At 39.6% G+C, this 16,404-nt stretch carries 15 protein-coding genes and 1 pseudogene; 11 read left to right on the plus strand and 5 right to left on the minus strand.

The window, feature by feature from the left end:
* Nucleotides 1-75: 75 nt before the first annotated feature.
* From tyrS to DPV97_RS04030, 3 genes are all read right to left on the minus strand, one after another.
* The gene (gene tyrS / locus DPV97_RS04020; RefSeq protein WP_111382892.1) at nt 76-1,263 is read right to left on the minus strand and encodes a tyrosine--tRNA ligase; all 1,188 of its coding nucleotides are present in this window, start codon (nt 1,261-1,263) and stop codon (nt 76-78) included.
* 207 nt (nt 1,264-1,470) lie between these two features.
* Nucleotides 1,471-2,187: a DNA/RNA nuclease SfsA gene (sfsA, locus tag DPV97_RS04025; RefSeq protein ID WP_070714555.1), complete on the minus strand. Its 717-nt coding sequence runs from the start codon at nt 2,185-2,187 to the stop codon at nt 1,471-1,473.
* 100 nt (nt 2,188-2,287) lie between these two features.
* Nucleotides 2,288-2,446 carry an IS3 family transposase gene (locus tag DPV97_RS04030; protein ID WP_080972322.1) on the minus strand — a complete coding sequence of 53 codons (159 nt, stop codon included), beginning with the start codon at nt 2,444-2,446 and terminating at the stop codon, nt 2,288-2,290.
* Nucleotides 2,447-2,722: 276 nt separating this feature from the next.
* On the opposite strand from DPV97_RS04030, the gene msrAB reads away from it, so the two are divergent.
* Genes msrAB through DPV97_RS04045 form a run of 3 tightly spaced genes read left to right on the plus strand, consistent with a single transcriptional unit; the run spans nt 2,723 to nt 4,949 of the window.
* Complete coding sequence (gene msrAB, locus DPV97_RS04035; protein WP_070714553.1) at nt 2,723-3,784, plus strand: bifunctional peptide-methionine (S)-S-oxide reductase MsrA/peptide-methionine (R)-S-oxide reductase MsrB; 1,062 nt, start codon at nt 2,723-2,725, stop codon at nt 3,782-3,784.
* 11 nt (nt 3,785-3,795) lie between these two features.
* Entirely contained in the window at nt 3,796-4,437 is a 642-nt protein-coding gene (locus tag DPV97_RS04040) for a cytochrome c biogenesis protein CcdA (protein ID WP_049369049.1), read from the plus strand.
* A 41-nt stretch (nt 4,438-4,478) separates the two neighbouring features.
* Nucleotides 4,479-4,949: a redoxin family protein gene (locus DPV97_RS04045; RefSeq protein WP_070714552.1), complete on the plus strand. Its 471-nt coding sequence runs from the start codon at nt 4,479-4,481 to the stop codon at nt 4,947-4,949.
* A gap of 26 nt (nt 4,950-4,975) precedes the next feature.
* Here the strand turns inward: DPV97_RS04045 and DPV97_RS04050 are convergent.
* Nucleotides 4,976-5,230: pseudogene (locus DPV97_RS04050) on the minus strand (transposase); the annotation flags it as partial.
* Nucleotides 5,231-5,400: 170 nt separating this feature from the next.
* Between DPV97_RS04050 and DPV97_RS04055 the strand changes: the two are divergent.
* The 4 genes from DPV97_RS04055 (at nt 5,401) to odhB (ending at nt 11,134) form a co-directional block, all read left to right on the plus strand.
* Complete coding sequence (locus DPV97_RS04055; protein ID WP_005699490.1) at nt 5,401-6,063, plus strand: Bax inhibitor-1/YccA family protein; 663 nt, start codon at nt 5,401-5,403, stop codon at nt 6,061-6,063.
* Between the two features lie 125 nt (nt 6,064-6,188).
* On the plus strand, nt 6,189-6,893 hold the full coding sequence (locus DPV97_RS04060; RefSeq protein WP_070714550.1) for a helix-hairpin-helix domain-containing protein: 705 nt from the start codon (nt 6,189-6,191) through the stop codon (nt 6,891-6,893).
* Nucleotides 6,894-7,042: 149 nt separating this feature from the next.
* Nucleotides 7,043-9,850, plus strand: a complete 2,808-nt coding sequence (sucA, locus tag DPV97_RS04065; protein WP_070714548.1) for a 2-oxoglutarate dehydrogenase E1 component — start codon at nt 7,043-7,045, stop codon at nt 9,848-9,850.
* Nucleotides 9,851-9,907: 57 nt separating this feature from the next.
* Complete coding sequence (gene odhB, locus DPV97_RS04070; RefSeq protein ID WP_070714546.1) at nt 9,908-11,134, plus strand: 2-oxoglutarate dehydrogenase complex dihydrolipoyllysine-residue succinyltransferase; 1,227 nt, start codon at nt 9,908-9,910, stop codon at nt 11,132-11,134.
* A gap of 101 nt (nt 11,135-11,235) precedes the next feature.
* Here the strand turns inward: odhB and cytX are convergent, their stop codons facing one another.
* A complete protein-coding gene (gene cytX / locus DPV97_RS04075) occupies nt 11,236-12,414 on the minus strand; it encodes a putative hydroxymethylpyrimidine transporter CytX (protein ID WP_070714544.1) in 1,179 nt (392 codons plus the stop codon).
* A 144-nt stretch (nt 12,415-12,558) separates the two neighbouring features.
* On the opposite strand from cytX, the gene sucC reads away from it, so the two are divergent.
* From sucC to rluB, 4 genes are all read left to right on the plus strand, one after another.
* Nucleotides 12,559-13,725 carry an ADP-forming succinate--CoA ligase subunit beta gene (sucC, locus tag DPV97_RS04080; RefSeq protein ID WP_070714542.1) on the plus strand — a complete coding sequence of 389 codons (1,167 nt, stop codon included), beginning with the start codon at nt 12,559-12,561 and terminating at the stop codon, nt 13,723-13,725.
* A 2-nt stretch (nt 13,726-13,727) separates the two neighbouring features.
* Nucleotides 13,728-14,597 (plus strand): succinate--CoA ligase subunit alpha, encoded by an 870-nt coding sequence (gene sucD / locus DPV97_RS04085; protein WP_070714540.1) that lies wholly within the window; start codon nt 13,728-13,730, stop codon nt 14,595-14,597.
* Between the two features lie 123 nt (nt 14,598-14,720).
* Nucleotides 14,721-15,344, plus strand: coding sequence for an L-threonylcarbamoyladenylate synthase (locus DPV97_RS04090; protein ID WP_070714454.1), 624 nt, complete (start codon nt 14,721-14,723; stop codon nt 15,342-15,344).
* A gap of 39 nt (nt 15,345-15,383) precedes the next feature.
* The gene (gene rluB / locus DPV97_RS04095) at nt 15,384-16,394 is read left to right on the plus strand and encodes a 23S rRNA pseudouridine(2605) synthase RluB (protein ID WP_083313307.1); all 1,011 of its coding nucleotides are present in this window, start codon (nt 15,384-15,386) and stop codon (nt 16,392-16,394) included.
* The last annotated feature ends 10 nt before the right edge of the window (nt 16,395-16,404 follow it).

Below are 16,404 nucleotides of genomic sequence, written 5' to 3' on the forward strand. Positions count from 1 at the left end.
ATTATTTTCCTTCTATTGTGGATATCAGTTAAAAAATAACCGCACTTAAAAAGAGCGGTCATTTTCATAGGTGTTTTATGCGATGGTTACGCGTGCAAACTTACGTTTACCGACTTGGTAAACATTCGTGCCTTTTGGTGCATTGGCTTTCATGTCTTCGACTTTTTCGCCATTGATTTTCACACCACCTTGCTTCGCTGAGCGAATCGCTTCAGAAGTAGAAGGAACCAGTCCTGCTTCTTTTAATAAGGTGGCTAAACCAATTTCGCCTTCAAAGGTGAATTCAGGCATTTCATCCGGCATTGCACCTTTTTGGAAACGGTTAATAAATTCTTGTTCAGCCGCCTCTGCCGCTGCTTCATCGTGGAAACGTGCGATGATCTCTTTCGCTAATAAAATCTTCACATCACGTGGGTTTTTACCATTTGCTACTTCTGCTTTTAATTCAGCAATTTCAGCAAGTGGACGGAAAGAAAGTAAGTTATACCAATCCCACATTAATTCATCTGAGATCGACATGATTTTACCGAACATATCGCTTGGTGCATCTGTCACGCCGATGTAGTTGCCTAATGATTTAGACATTTTCTTCTCACCGTCTAAACCAACAAGTAATGGAAGCGTAATCGCTACCTGTGGTTTCTGACCGGCTGATTTTTGTAACTCGCGACCAACAAGTAAGTTAAATTTTTGGTCTGTACCACCAAGTTCCACGTCTGCTTCTAAAGCAACAGAGTCATGGCCTTGTAATAAAGGATAAATAAATTCGTGAATTGCGATAGGTTGATTGTTGCCAAAACGTTTTTTGAAGTCATCACGTTCTAGCATACGCGCTACGGTGTAGTTACTTGCTAAACGGATCATCCCTTCAGTACCCAATTTACCCAACCATTCAGAGTTGAATACGATTTTCGTTTTTTGTGGGTCTAGAATTTTGTAAATCTGTTCTTTATAGGTTTCCGCATTGCGAAGCACATCTTCGCGGCTAAGCGGTGGGCGAGTGGTATTTTTACCAGATGGGTCACCGACCATACCCGTGAAATCACCGATTAAGAAATAGACTTCGTGGCCTAATTGTTGGAATTGACGAAGTTTGTTTAATACCACGGTATGCCCTAAGTGAATATCCGGAGCAGTAGGGTCTGCACCAAGTTTAATTTTAAGTGGGCGATTTTCTTTTAGTTTTTCGATTAAATCTGCTTCAGAAAGAATCTCATCAGTACCGCGTTTTAGTTCTGCGAGAACGGTATTAATATCAGTCATTCTATTTCCTAATGTTATTTTAATATTAAAGGCTACATTATAGAGAATATGGCTGAAATGAAAAGATTGAGATGAAAAAAAACGCCTATTTGTGGGGAAATAGGCGTGAAGTTGGAGTGATTATCTGTTTGTTTTTGGAATGGCTAGATGATAACTATTATCAAATACCTTGTCAACAACAAAATGCAAATAATTCTCAATTATTTTTTAATCGATGCAAGGTACACTTTCTGTGAGAGAAAGTGCGGTCGGAATGCCATCTGAAATGTCAAATTTTCCCGTATAAGCATAAGCTTCAACGCCCTGAGATTTGGCATCTTTTAAAAGGCGATCATATTCAGGATCTACAAACTCAGCGATTTTAAAACGATCGAAGCCATCATGTAATCCGGCAAAGAGAACAACGGCGCGATGTCCTTGTTTTTTCATGGCTAAAAGCTCACGAACATGTTTTTGTCCACGAGTAGTCACCGCATCGGGAAACATCCCTAATGTGCCTTTTACAAAAGTGATTGATTTCACTTCAACATAACAATCTGGCAAGCCCTCACCTTTAAGTAAGAAGTCGATACGGCTATTTTCTTCACCATATTTCACTTCAGGATAAATTTCATCATACATAGCGAGTTCTTTGATTTGTTTATTTTGCAAGGCTTCAAAGACTAACTGATTGGATCTGTGAGTATTAATGCAAACAAGTTGGCCATTTGCTAATTGCGTTAATTCCCAACTGTGTGGATATTTGCGAGTTTGGCTATCAGAATGAGAGTACCAAACGGTATCGCCTTTTTCACCACAGCCAGTCATTGCACCAGTATTTGCACAATGAATCGTGATCACTTCACCATTTGGTAATTCAATATCAGTCAAAAAACGCTTATAGCGACGAATTAATTTTGCGGATTGTAGGGTAGGGAGTTGCATGATTGTTCCTTGATTGTCCTTGTTAAAAGAAAAGTGAGGTCAAATTTAATGATGAAATTAACCGCTCTTTGATCTGCCCCCCAAAAGTTGGACAGGTTAGTTAACTTAAATATCGAGATCGGTATTGCACTGGGCTCAATCCTTTGAAAGCAAGTTTAATGCGTTTTTGGTTGTAATACACTAAATATTCTTCAATTTCAGCCTGTAATCCAGCAATTGAATGATAAGTCCGAGAGTAAAAACACTCTGATTTTAGTATCGCAAAAAACTTTCAATCACCGCATTATCATAGCAATTTCCTCGGCGGCTCATACTTTGCACCGCTTTGTGATAAAGCGAAGGAGTGGAATATGATTGCATATAGATTTTTTACCTTAGAAAAGAGGGAGAAATAGTGTGTTTTAGCTCTTTATTATTGGTTATAACAATGGATTTCAGTCAATTTCTTTAAAAATTTTACAAAAATCTGTAAGAAATCGAATTATCCGCCGTCTAACCTTATGTAACGTTAATTTTCACATCATAAGGAAAAACAATGAAACTATCAAAAAAATTTCTATTTATTACCGCACTTTGTTGTGCTACACCAACTTTAGCAATACAAAATTCAACATCATCATCTGGAGAACAAAAAATGGCAATGGAAAATACGCAAAATATTCGTGAAATTTATCTTGCTGGTGGCTGTTTCTGGGGTATGGAAGCATATATGGAGCGCATTCACGGTGTGAAAGATGCGATTTCTGGCTATGCCAATGGTAATACGGATAAAACTAGTTATCAGATGATTGGGGTAACCGATCATGCAGAAACGGTAAAAGTCACTTACGATGCAAACCAAATTTCGTTAGATAAATTGCTTAAATATTATTTTAAAGTAATTGATCCAACGAGTTTAAACAAACAAGGTAATGATCGTGGCAGACAATATCGCACAGGGATTTATTATCAAGATGAGGCAGATAAAGCGGTGATCGAACAAGCACTCGCCCAGCTTCAAATCAAATATAAAAAACCAGTGCAAATTGAGGTGCAACCGCTGAAAAATTACATCGTAGCGGAAGAATATCATCAGGATTATTTGAAGAAAAATCCAAATGGTTATTGCCATATTGATATTACCAAAGCAGATGAACCTGTGATTGACGAGAAAGATTATCCGAAACCGACTGATACAGAACTCAAAGCGAAATTGACACCGTTGCAATATTCCGTCACTCAAAATAAACATACTGAACGCTCTTTTAGTAATGAATATTGGGATAATTTCCAACCAGGTATTTATGTAGATATTACAACAGGCGAACCGGTATTTTCTTCTAATGATAAATTTGAATCGGGTTGTGGCTGGCCGAGTTTTACGAAACCAATAGCGAAAGAGGTGGTGCATTATCAAACGGATAATAGTTTTAATATGCAACGCACCGAAGTGTTAAGTCGTGCGGGCAATGCCCATTTGGGTCACGTTTTTGATGACGGTCCGAAAGATAAAGGTGGTTTGCGTTATTGCATTAACAGTGCATCAATTAAATTTATTCCATTAGCTGAAATAGAAAAGGCAGGCTACGGATATTTGATTCAATCGATTAAAAAATAAGGAGATGTAGGATGTTAGATCAACAACTCCTTATTGGAACTGTATTTTTAGCGGGGCTTGCTTCTTTTCTGTCGCCTTGTATTTTCCCGATTATTCCAATTTATTTTGGTATTTTGAGTAAAGGGGGTAAAAAAGTCCTAAATACTTTTTTATTTATTTTAGGGCTTTCCCTTACATTTGTAAGTTTAGGCTTTAGTTTTGGCTTTTTAGGGAATATTTTATTTAGTAACACCACCCGCATTATCGCTGGCGTTATCGTGATTATTTTGGGCATTCATCAACTTGGCATTTTCAAAATTGGTTTGTTGGAACGCACGAAATTGGTGGAAATAAAAACATCAGGAAAATCAACCGCACTTGAGGCATTTGTGCTTGGTTTAACGTTTAGTCTTGGTTGGACGCCTTGTATTGGTCCGATTCTGGCTTCCGTATTAGCGTTATCAGGCGATGAAGGCTCTGCACTTTACGGTGCATCAATGATGTTCATTTATGTCTTGGGACTTGCAACTCCGTTTGTACTGTTTTCGTTCTTCTCTGATAGCTTGCTTAAACGTGCTAAAGGGTTAAATAAACACTTAGACAAATTTAAAATCGCTGGCGGTGTTTTAATTATCGTGATGGGCATTTTATTGATTACGAATAATTTTTCGTAAAGCATAATCTCAACAAAAGAAATCTATAAAAGGAAAAAACAATGAAAAAACTACTATCAATATTTCTAATGGCATTCAGCCTAAACACTTTTGCACAAACTAATTTAGCAGATGTGCAACTCAAAGATTTAAACAATCAGCCAGTTACTTTAAGCCAATATAAAGGCAAACCTGTGTATGTAAAAATGTGGGCATCTTGGTGTCCGATTTGCTTGGCTGGATTAGCTGAAATTGATGATTTAAGTGCGGAAAAAGATCTCAATTTTGAAGTAATAACCATTGTTTCGCCGGGTCACAAAGGCGAAAAAGGCACTGCTGATTTTATTGAGTGGTACAAAGGGCTAGAATATAAAAATATTAAAGTCTTGCTAGATGAAAATGGTGAAATTATTGATCGTGTTCATGTTCGAGGTTATCCGTTTAATCTATTTTTGGATGCTGATTTAAATGTGAAGAAAACTGTGCCAGGGCATTTAGGAGCTGAACAAATCCGAGTGTTTGCTGAAAAATAACGATGACAAGCGGCTTATTTTTAAGCCGCTTTAGGTGAAAAGTCTGTGGTTTCTGGAATTTCAATGCCTTTCTTTTTCATCTTTGGCTTCACTACTTTCGGTGTTTGAAGGTTTGTATAAGGCGATTTTACGCCATCAAGCCCTCTTTCCCGAAATGCTTTTAGCCAATAAATGACGAGCGCATGGGAAATTTGATGAAGTTTAGCCACCTCACGGATACCATAATCCTGTTCGGTGACGAGTTTGATAATTTTCAAACGAAATTGATAAGAGTAGGACATAATCTGCATCTCAAATTAGATGTCCAGGTTTTGGGGGGAGATCACTTTTACCTTCTTAAATTTAAAAATTAAAACAAATTCTTGATTTACCATTGACTTTTTGACCTATAGTCCTTACTTTACGTATTGATGTTTCATCAACTTTATTCTTTGTAAAATAAGGAGCTTTTATGCAATCTCGCATTGTGGTTAATTCACAGGAAGAATCACTACTTAGCACACATAAAGTGCTACGTAATACCTATTTCTTATTGGGATTAACGATGGCATTTTCGGCAGTTGTTGCTTATATTTCTATGAGCTTAAACTTGCCTTATCCAAATCTTATCGTGTTACTTGTAGGTTTTTACGGTTTACTTTTTGTCACAAACCGTTTAGCAAATAGTGCATGGGGAATCTTGGCTGCATTCGCGTTCACTGGGTTTATGGGTTATACCATCGGGCCAATTTTAAACATGTATGTGGCGAGAGGAATGGAAGATTTAATTATGCTTGCATTCGCAGGTACAGCAATCGTCTTCTTTGCGTGTTCAGCTTATGTGCTAACAACGAAGAAAGATATGTCTTTCCTTTCTACCGCAATTTTCTCATTATTTATCGTGTTATTGTTAGGGATTGTGGCAAGCTTCTTCTTCCAAATTCCAGCACTAGCGGTAGGGATCAGTGCATTGTTTGTGGTATTCTCAACAATGACAATCCTCTATGAAACCAGCAATATTATTCACGGTGGCGAAACAAACTACATTCGTGCAACAGTGAGTATTTATGTGTCAATTTACAACTTATTCATTAGCTTATTAAGATTACTTTCTATCTTCTCAAGCGATGATTAGTCAGCATTAAATTTAAAGACGCTCCTTATTAGGGGCGTTTTTTTGTTTTGAACTAATTTTCTTAAGATAAGTCTTAGCATACAGGTTCGCTTGTCGAGCCCATTAATAACAAAACAGGAGTTTTTATGAAATCTTTAAAATCACTTTTAACATTAACATCACTTGCATTAGCCGTATCTGGTTCTGCATTGGCAACGAATACATCTGTATTACCAACAAAAGAATCAGTCGTAACTAATTCAAAATCAATGGTTGAAAGTACAAAAGCTGACGTGAAAAATGCGGCAAATGATAAGCTTAAATCAATGAGTGATAGTGCGAGCTCAACGAAATCAAGCGCATTAGATAAAGTTAATGCCGCTAAAGAAAAAGCGACTTCCACGAAAGATGCAGTGAAAGATAAAGCAACTTCTGCAAAAGATGCGGTAAAAGAGAAAGCATCTGCTTTAAAAGAAAAAGCGACAGAGAATAATCAACCGTCCATGAAAGACAAAGCCACTGAAAAATTAAATTCAGTGAAAGAGAGTGCGAAAGAAAAAGCGTCTGACGCAAAAACAAAAGCGGCAGATAAAGTAAAAGAAGTGAAAGAAAAAGCGACTTCAACAAAAGAGCCAGCTAAAGAGAAAGTGGCTTCTTCTGCTAAAGTAAATATCAATAAAGCAGATGCAGAAACATTACAAAAACTTTCTGGCATCGGTGAGAAAAAAGCACAAGCGATTATTGATTACCGTAACAAAGTGGGCAAAATCAAAAGTGCTGCCGAGCTTTCTAATATTGATGGTATCGGTGAAGCTACAATTGAAAAAATCACGCCATTCTTAAGTTTCTAAGAAAACTCAGATAAAACAGACCGCACTTTATGTGCGGTTTTTTTATTGAAGTAGATCACAAAATTGTAACAAAGTGTGATTTGAGGATTATTTCTTTTTTTATCCTATGTATAATGGGCAGACAACATCATGTAATACAAGGGGTAGATATGCAGCATTACAATGCCTTTGATGAATGGTTGGCTTCAACCGCTTTGGGGGGGGCTAATCAATCGTATATTGAGGAATTATACGAACGTTATTTAGAAGATCCATCTTCAGTCGATGAAAGCTGGCGTGCCACATTTGATGCATTGCCGAAAACAACCGCAGTAGAGCAACCACATTCACCAGTCCGTGATTATTTCCGTCGTTTAGCGCGAGAAAATACAACAGAAGCCGTCACGGTTATCGATCCAGAAGCCAGTGCAAAATTAGTCAAAGTCCTCCAATTTATCAACGCTTATCGCTTCCGCGGTCATTTAGAAGCAAAACTAGACCCAATCAATTATTATCGTTGGAAAGTCTCCACCGTACCTGAATTGGATTACCGTTATCACGGTTTTACCGAGCAGGATCTCAATGAAACCTTCAATATTAATCACTACGTCTATCATCGCGATAACATCAAGTTAGGTGATTTAGCTGAAATGCTGAAAGAGACCTATTGTGGCTCAATTGGCCTTGAGTTTATGCATGTTCAGGATATGGAGCAAAAAAGTTGGCTACAAAGCAAATTAGAAAGCCAATTAAATAAACCGCTCTTTACCAAAGAAGAAAAAATTAACTTATTAAGCGAATTGACCGCTGCAGATGGCTTAGAACGTTATCTCGGTGCAAAATTCCCAGGGGCAAAACGTTTCTCTTTAGAGGGAAGTGATGCCTTTATTCCATTGATGAAAGAAATTATTCGCCATGCGAGCAAACAAGGCGTAAAAGATGTGATGTTTGGTATGGCACACCGTGGTCGTTTAAACATGTTAGTAAACGTGCTTGGTAAGAAACCAGAAGATCTTTTCGATGAGTTTGCGGGTAAACATTCAGGCGAGCGTACAGGTGATGTGAAATACCACCAAGGTTTCTCTTCTGACTTTGCGGTCGGCGATCGTCGCGTGCATTTAACCCTTGCATTTAACCCATCCCATTTAGAAATTGTTAGCCCAGTAGTTATTGGTGCGGTACGTTCTCGTCAAACCAAAAAGAATGATACAGAACGTAATCAAGTATTAGCGGTTACTGTTCATGGTGATTCCGCGGTAGCGGGGCAAGGTGTCGTACAAGAAACCTTGAATATGTCTAATGCACGTGGTTATACCGTTGGTGGCACAATCCGAATTGTGATTAATAACCAAATTGGCTTTACCACCTCTAACCCAAATGACACCCGTTCAACAGAATATTGTACTGATATCGCAAAAATGATTCAGGCACCGATTATTCATGTGAATGGTGATGATCCTGAGGCGGTTGCTTTTGCCGCGAGAATGGCGGTGGAATATCGTAATTTATTCAAACGCGATATCTTCATTGATCTGATTTCTTATCGTCGTCATGGTCATAATGAGGCTGATGAACCATTAGCCACTCAACCAATGATGTATAGCATCATTAAAAAACATCCAACGCCACGTAAAGTCTATGCAGATCGTTTAATTGCTGAAGGGATGATTACCGAAGAAGAAGCCATTGAAATGATGAATCTCTATCGTGATGCCTTAGATAATGGTGATCGCGTAGTGAAAGAATGGCGAGAAATGGATACCGCCCAAATGGATTGGTTGCAATATCTCAACTATGACTGGACATCCCCTTACGAAAGTAAATTCCCACAAGAACGTTTCCAAACTTTAGCGGAGCGTGTCAGTGAATATCCAGAAACCTTGCGTGCACATCCTCGTGTAGAAAAAATCTATGCAGATCGCCGTGAAATGGCAAAAGGCGAGAAATTGCTCGATTGGGGTATGGCAGAAACCATGGCATACGCAACCTTATTAGATGAAGGCACTAATGTTCGTTTATCGGGTGAAGATGCGGGACGTGGTACGTTCTTCCATCGCCATGCAGTTGTGCATAACCAAAATGACGGTACAGGTTATGTGCCATTAACACATTTACACGCCAATCAAGGTCGTTTTGAGGTGTGGGATTCAGTATTATCCGAAGAAGCCGTATTGGCTTTTGAATATGGTTATGCGACAACAGATCCAAAAACATTAACCATTTGGGAAGCTCAGTTTGGTGACTTCGCAAACGGCGCACAAATCGTGATTGACCAATTTATCAGTTCTGGTGAACAAAAATGGGGCAGAATGTGTGGCTTGGTGATGTTATTACCACATGGTTATGAAGGCCAAGGTCCAGAACACTCATCCGCTCGTTTAGAACGTTATTTACAACTTTGTGCAGAACAGAATATGCAAGTGTGTATCCCATCTACACCAGCACAGGTTTACCACATGTTACGTCGTCAAGCGATCCGTAAAATGCGTCGTCCATTAATTGGTATTTCACCAAAATCTTTATTACGTCATCCACTTGCCGTGTCAAGTTTAGATGAATTAGTAAATGGTACATTCCAAACAGTCATTGGTGAAATTGATAATATCGATCCAAAACAAGTTAAACGCGTAGTCCTATGCTCAGGTAAAGTGTATTACGATCTCTTGGAACAACGTCGAGCAAATAACCAAATAGATGTGGCGATTATTCGTATTGAGCAGCTTTATCCGTATCCACACGAAGATGTGAAGAAGGCGTTAGAGCCTTATGCTCATGTAACGGATTATGTATGGTGTCAAGAAGAGCCATTAAACCAAGGGGCTTGGTATTGCAGTAAACATAACTTTGACAGCTCAATTCCTGAGCATGTGAAGTTAAAATACGCAGGACGTCCAGCCTCAGCTTCACCAGCGGTAGGTTATATGTCTTTACACACCAAACAGCAAAAACAATTGGTAGAAGATGCACTGACACTGTAAAAGTGCGGTCAAAATTTTAGTAATTTTTAAAGAAAGAATAATTTAAAGGAAAATAAAATGACAATCGAAATTCTTGTTCCAGATTTACCAGAATCCGTTGCGGATGCAACTGTTGCAACATGGCATAAAAAAGTTGGTGAGACGGTAAAACGTGACGAAGTTTTAGTGGAAATCGAAACAGATAAAGTGGTGCTTGAAGTACCAGCTTTAAGCGATGGCGTAGTAGCTGAAATTCTTCAAGAAGAAGGTGCAACCGTAGTAAGTAAACAGCTTTTAGGTAAACTTTCTACCCAACAGGCTGGGGATATTTCATCTGAAACAGTGAAAGGCAATGAGCCAACACCAGCCGATCGTCAAAAATCCGCGATTGAAAATAGTCACAATAATTCAGCGGATCAAGGTCCAGCTATTCGTCGTTTATTAGCTGAACACGATTTAGATGCAGAGAAAATTCAAGGCTCTGGTGTGGGTGGTCGTATTACCCGTGAAGATATTGCGCGTGAAGTGGCAAAACGTGATGCACAGAAAGCGAAACAAGATGTGGCGACAGAGCAAAATACTATTAGCACTGTGGCATATAGCTCTCGTTCAGAAAAACGTGTACCGATGACCCGTTTACGTAAACGTATTGCAGAACGTTTATTAGAAGCAAAAAATACCACCGCAATGCTCACTACATTCAATGAAGTGGATATGCAGCCGATTATGAAATTACGTAAAACATACGGTGAGAAATTTGAGAAACAACATGGTGTGCGTTTAGGCTTTATGTCTTTCTACATTAAAGCCGTAGTTGAAGCGTTAAAACGTTATCCTGAGGTGAATGCTTCAATTGACGGTGATGACATTGTGTATCACAACTATTTTGATATTAGCATTGCCGTTTCAACGCCGCGTGGTTTGGTAACACCTGTATTACGCAACTGCGACAAACTCAGCATGGCGGATATTGAGAAACAAATTAAATCACTAGCAGAAAAAGGCCGTGATGGTAAATTAACTGTTGAAGATTTAACAGGCGGTAACTTCACCATTACTAATGGTGGCGTATTTGGTTCTTTAATGTCCACACCAATTATCAATCCACCACAAAGTGCAATTTTAGGTATGCATGCCATCAAAGAGCGCCCGGTTGCGGTAGATGGCCAAGTTGTGATTCGTCCGATGATGTATTTGGCATTATCTTATGACCACCGCTTAATTGATGGTCGTGAATCAGTCGGTTTCTTAGTGGCGATTAAAGACTTATTAGAAGATCCAACTCGTTTATTATTAGAAATCTAATCACATAGGCTTTTCTCTTTTAAGGGGAAAAGCCTTTTTTACATTGATGTGAATAAAAGGGCGGGAACAATGCCCGCCTTTCTATAGTTAAAATCCGATCTTTATTTAGCTATTTTGCGTACTAAGATTGCTAAGATAAAGGTAATGATGATAACAGGGAAAGTCAGGCCTAAATCGGTTTCCCAACCTTTTGTCATAAGGAAACGATAGAGTACGAAGCCGACAAACCAAACGCCGAGTCCGATACTATCAACAGATTTTTTAACATCATGCTGTTTAAGCACAAAGAAATCAGCGATAAGCACAGCGATCATTGGCGCGAATACTGAACCAATAAAGAACAAGAAATGTTCGTATTCTGTCACTGGTAAGGTTGAGGCTAATATAATGCCTACAATCACGGTAAGTACGGAGATTGGCGTGACTTTTAATTGAGGGAAAATGTTGTTTAAACTCATGCCGGTGGAATAGGCGGGAAGTGCAGTGTTAATCATGGTAGAGGCGATGACAATTAATACACCAATAACACTTACACCAGCAAGAGAAAGAATTTGTGAGATTTCAGATTTACCGGTCACTAATGCTGCACCTAAGCCGAGAGCATACATCCAGCAGCTGGTCGCGGTATAAGTCAGCGTTGAAAGTGCGGTCGTTTTAAATGGTGTTTCGCTGTTCTTCGTGTGGTCAGATACTACTGGTAACCAAGAAAGTGGCATGACGGCAGCAATTTCTACAGCAGTACCAAATTTAATATTTTGTGCAACGTCCATGGCAATAAATGGTTTATTAGCTACTTGAATACTTAGCCACAGCATCAGTAAAAACATGGTGACAAGTGAGAGGCTTTTGAAGATACCTAATTTAGTGAAGCCGAGTAGTAGCCAAAGTATGATGAGTATGCCTAAGCCAAGTGTAAGGAATGGAAAGATGGAATCATCAACTGTTTGATTTAAGATAGAAATGACTTCAGCCCCCATATAAATCATGACAGCAGTCCATCCCATCAGTTGCATGGCATTGAGTAAAGAGAAAAGGGCAGAACCTTTTTCACCAAATGATATTTGTACCGTTTGCATGGCACTTTTTTGGGTTTTCGCACCGATGTAACCTGCACAGAAAAACATCGAACCACCAATAAAGTGCCCAACGACGATAGCAATTAAACCTTGTTGCCACCCTAGAGGAGCAAACCAAGTACCAGTGAGAATTTCTGCCATTGAAATAGCAGCAGTAAACCAAATGAGTGCAATCGCAAGATTGCTTGATTTTTTTGTTTGCATGTTGTTATCCTTAACATGGACTGTGGTTATTCTAGCTCAGTATATAACTCAATATGTAAAGAGCAAGCCCAGAATTTAAAATAAAACAAAGTGCGGTCAAATTTTTGTTTATTTCGCTAAACAACATCAAAATAGGAAGGAAATATGAATTTACATGAGTACCAAGCCAAGCAGCTTTTTAAGCAATATGATCTGCCTGTGAGCGAAGGTGTCGTGTGCCAAACGGTAGATGAAGCTGAAATGGCACTCTTTCAGTTGAATGGCGATGTTTGGATAGCGAAATGTCAAGTTCACGCAGGGGGACGCGGAAAAGCCGGTGGTGTGAAGCTCGTACATAATGCAGAAGAAGCACGTGCTTTTGCACATAAATGGCTTGGCCAACATTTAGTCACCTTCCAAACCGATAAAAAAGGCCAACCCGTTAATAGCATTTATATTGAAGAAACCAGTCAGATTGATAAGGAGCTTTATTTAGGTGCGGTGATTGATCGTGCTTCACAGAAAGTTGTTTTTATGGCGTCTTCAGCTGGAGGCATGAATATTGAAGATGTGGCAAGAGAAACACCTGAGCTAATCCATAAAGTCGCTATTGATCCTTTGGTTGGTGGAATGCCATATCAAGGTCGAGAATTAGCCTTTAAACTAGGTTTAAGTGGCGAGCAAAATAAGCAATTTGCTGCTATTTTTGTGAAATTGTCGCAGCTTTTTGTCGAAAAAGATTTCTCTTTAGTTGAAGTGAATCCACTCGTGGTGACGAAAGAAGGTCACTTAATTTGTCTCGATGCGAAAGTAGGCATTGATGATAATTCACTTTATCGTCATCCTGATTTGTTAGCCTTACGCGATTTAAGTCAAAGTGATTCACGCGAAGCAGAAGCAGAAAAATATCAGCTTAATTATGTCGCCTTAGAGGGGGATATCGGCTGTATGGTTAATGGCGCCGGACTAGCTATGGGTACAATGGATATCGTGAAATTATATGGCGGTAATCCAGCAAACTTCCTTGATGTTGGTGGCGGTGCAACGAAAGAGCGTGTAGCTGAAGCCTTCAAAATTATTCTCACGGATAAAAATGTGAAATCTGTTTTAGTGAATATTTTTGGTGGAATCGTACGTTGTGATCTTATTGCTGAAGGTGTCGTAGCGGCGATTCAAGAAGTCGGTGTGAAAGTGCCAGTTGTGGTTCGATTAGAAGGAACCAATGCCCCACAAGGCAGAGCAATTTTAGCTGAAAGTGGTGTGAGTTTAATTGCAGCACATAGTTTACAAGAAGCTGCACAAGCAGTAGTGAAAGCGGCAAAAGGAGAATAATCATGGCGATTTTAATTAATAAAGAGACAAAAGTAATTTGCCAAGGTTTCACTGGTGCGCAAGGGACATTTCACAGCGAACAGGCATTGGCTTATGGCACAAAGTTAGTGGGTGGCGTTTCACCGAATAAAGGCGGAACAACTCACTTAGGTTTGCCGGTATTTAATACAGTGCGTGAAGCGGTACAAACTACAGGGGCTACGGCAACTATGATTTATGTGCCCGCACCATTTTGCAAAGATGCCATTTTAGAAGCTATTGATGCTGGTATTCAGTTGGTAGTCTGTATTACAGAAGGCATTCCAACATTGGATATGCTGTTGGTAAAACAAAAATTAAATGAAAAGGGTGTGGTGATGATTGGGCCGAATTGCCCGGGCGTGATTACACCGGATGAATGTAAGATAGGTATTATGCCAGGCAATATCCATAAAAAAGGCAGAGTAGGGATTGTTTCTCGTTCAGGTACTTTAACCTATGAGGCGGTACAACAGACAACAGATGAAGGTTTTGGTCAATCTACTTGCGTAGGGATCGGCGGCGATCCTATTCCAGGATCTAACTTCATTGATATTCTCAAACGTTTCCAAGAAGATCCTGAAACTGAAGCTATCGTGATGATTGGTGAAATCGGTGGCTCTGCGGAAGAAGAAGCGGCAGCATTCATTAAATCTTATGTGACAAAACCTGTGGTGGCTTATATCGCAGGTGTGACAGCACCGAAAGGTAAGCGTATGGGACACGCTGGAGCGATTATCAGTGGTGGAAAAGGAACGGCAGAAGATAAAATTGCTGCACTTGAAGCAGCTGGCGTGAAAACGGTGAGAAGTCTTGCTGAAATCGGTTCAGCCCTCCGTGAATTATTGAAATAAAATACTTAAAAAATGGACCGCACTTTGGATTAGTTTTCAAAGTGCGGTCGTTTTTTATAACAAATTCTTATAACCTACATCTAAATCGGTGTATAATCTCGTCAGTTTTTTAAGGACAAAATTATGAGCCAATTTTTCTATATCCACCCTGAAAATCCGCAAGCGCGTTTGATTAATCACGCGGTAGAAATCTTGCGTCAAGGTGGTGTCATTGTGTACCCGACAGATTCTGGCTATGCCTTAGGCTGTATGATAGGCGATAAACATGCGATGGATCGTATTGTTGCAATTCGTAAATTGCCAGAAGGGCATAATTTTACGTTGGTATGTAGCGATTTATCTGAGCTTTCAACCTACGCAACGGTGAGCAATTCAGCTTATCGTTTAATTAAAAACAATACACCGGGGCGTTATACTTTTATTTTGACGGCAACGAAAGAACTTCCACGTCGATTAATGACCTCAAAACGCAAGACCATTGGATTGCGTGTGCCGGATAACCAAATTGCTTTGGATTTATTGAACGCATTAGGTGAGCCGATTCTATCTTGCTCACTGATGTTGCCTGATAATGAGCATATGACTTATTCCGATCCAGAAGAGATTCGTGAATGTTTAGAGCGTCAAGTGGATTTAATTATTCATGGTGGCTATTTAGGTCAAGAGCCAACAACGGTGGTAGATTTAACGGAAGAATCGCCAGTCATTTTACGTGAAGGAAGTGGTAGTACCGATCCTTTCATTTAACTTATTTTAGACGCTTGGGAAAGCGACAAAGGAAAACAAATGAAACCTATTCAAAAAACAGTCAGACAAGAACGTGAAAAACAAGCGGGAAAACAACCGCACTTTGAGCGTAAAGATCGTAAAAGTGCGGTCAATTCTGACATCAAATCAACTCCTAAAGCTAAGGTAGCTAAGCCATCTCATCAATCTACTGTAGAAGGTGAAAAATTACAGAAAGTGCTTGCGCGTGCAGGACAAGGCTCTCGTCGTGAAATTGAAGCAATGATTGCTGAAAATCGTGTGAGTGTCGATGGCAAAATGGCGACCCTTGGCGATCGTATCGATGTACATTCCGGTGTAAAAGTGCGTATTGATGGTCGCATTATTAATCTTCAACAAGCACAAAAAGAAGTATGCCGTGTATTAATGTATTACAAACCAGAAGGCGAACTTTGTACCCGTAGTGATCCTGAAGGTCGCCCGACTGTATTCGATCGTTTACCACGCTTAAATGGTGCAAGATGGATTGCTGTCGGCCGTTTGGATATTAATACTTCAGGCTTATTACTTTTCACGACAGATGGCGAATTAGCGAATCGTTTAATGCACCCAAGCCGAGAAGTTGAACGTGAGTATTCTGTGCGTGTATTTGGTCAAGTGGACGACGCCATGTTAGCGCGTTTACGTAAAGGTGTGCAGTTGGAAGATGGCCCAGCCAATTTCAAAGAAATCAAATTTGCAGGTGGTGTAGGGATTAACCAATGGTACGATGTGACTTTAATGGAAGGTCGTAACCGTGAAGTGCGCCGTCTGTGGGAATCACAAGGCATTCAAGTGAGCCGCTTGATTCGTATTCGTTACGGTAACATTAAGCTGATGAAAGGTTTACCGCGAGGTGGCTGGGAAGAAATGGATTTGGAAAACGTCAACTATTTACGTGAATTAGTGGGCTTGCCACCTGAAACAGAAACTAAATTAGATGTGACGAAACCTCGTCGTCGACCAAAATCAGGTCAAATTCGTAAAGCAGTAAAACGTTATACTGAGTTAAGTAAACGCTATAAAAAATAGGTGGTATTCG

This window comes from Haemophilus parainfluenzae (assembly GCF_003253005.1).
In the GTDB taxonomy this organism is placed as follows: domain Bacteria; phylum Pseudomonadota; class Gammaproteobacteria; order Enterobacterales; family Pasteurellaceae; genus Haemophilus_D; species Haemophilus_D parainfluenzae_M.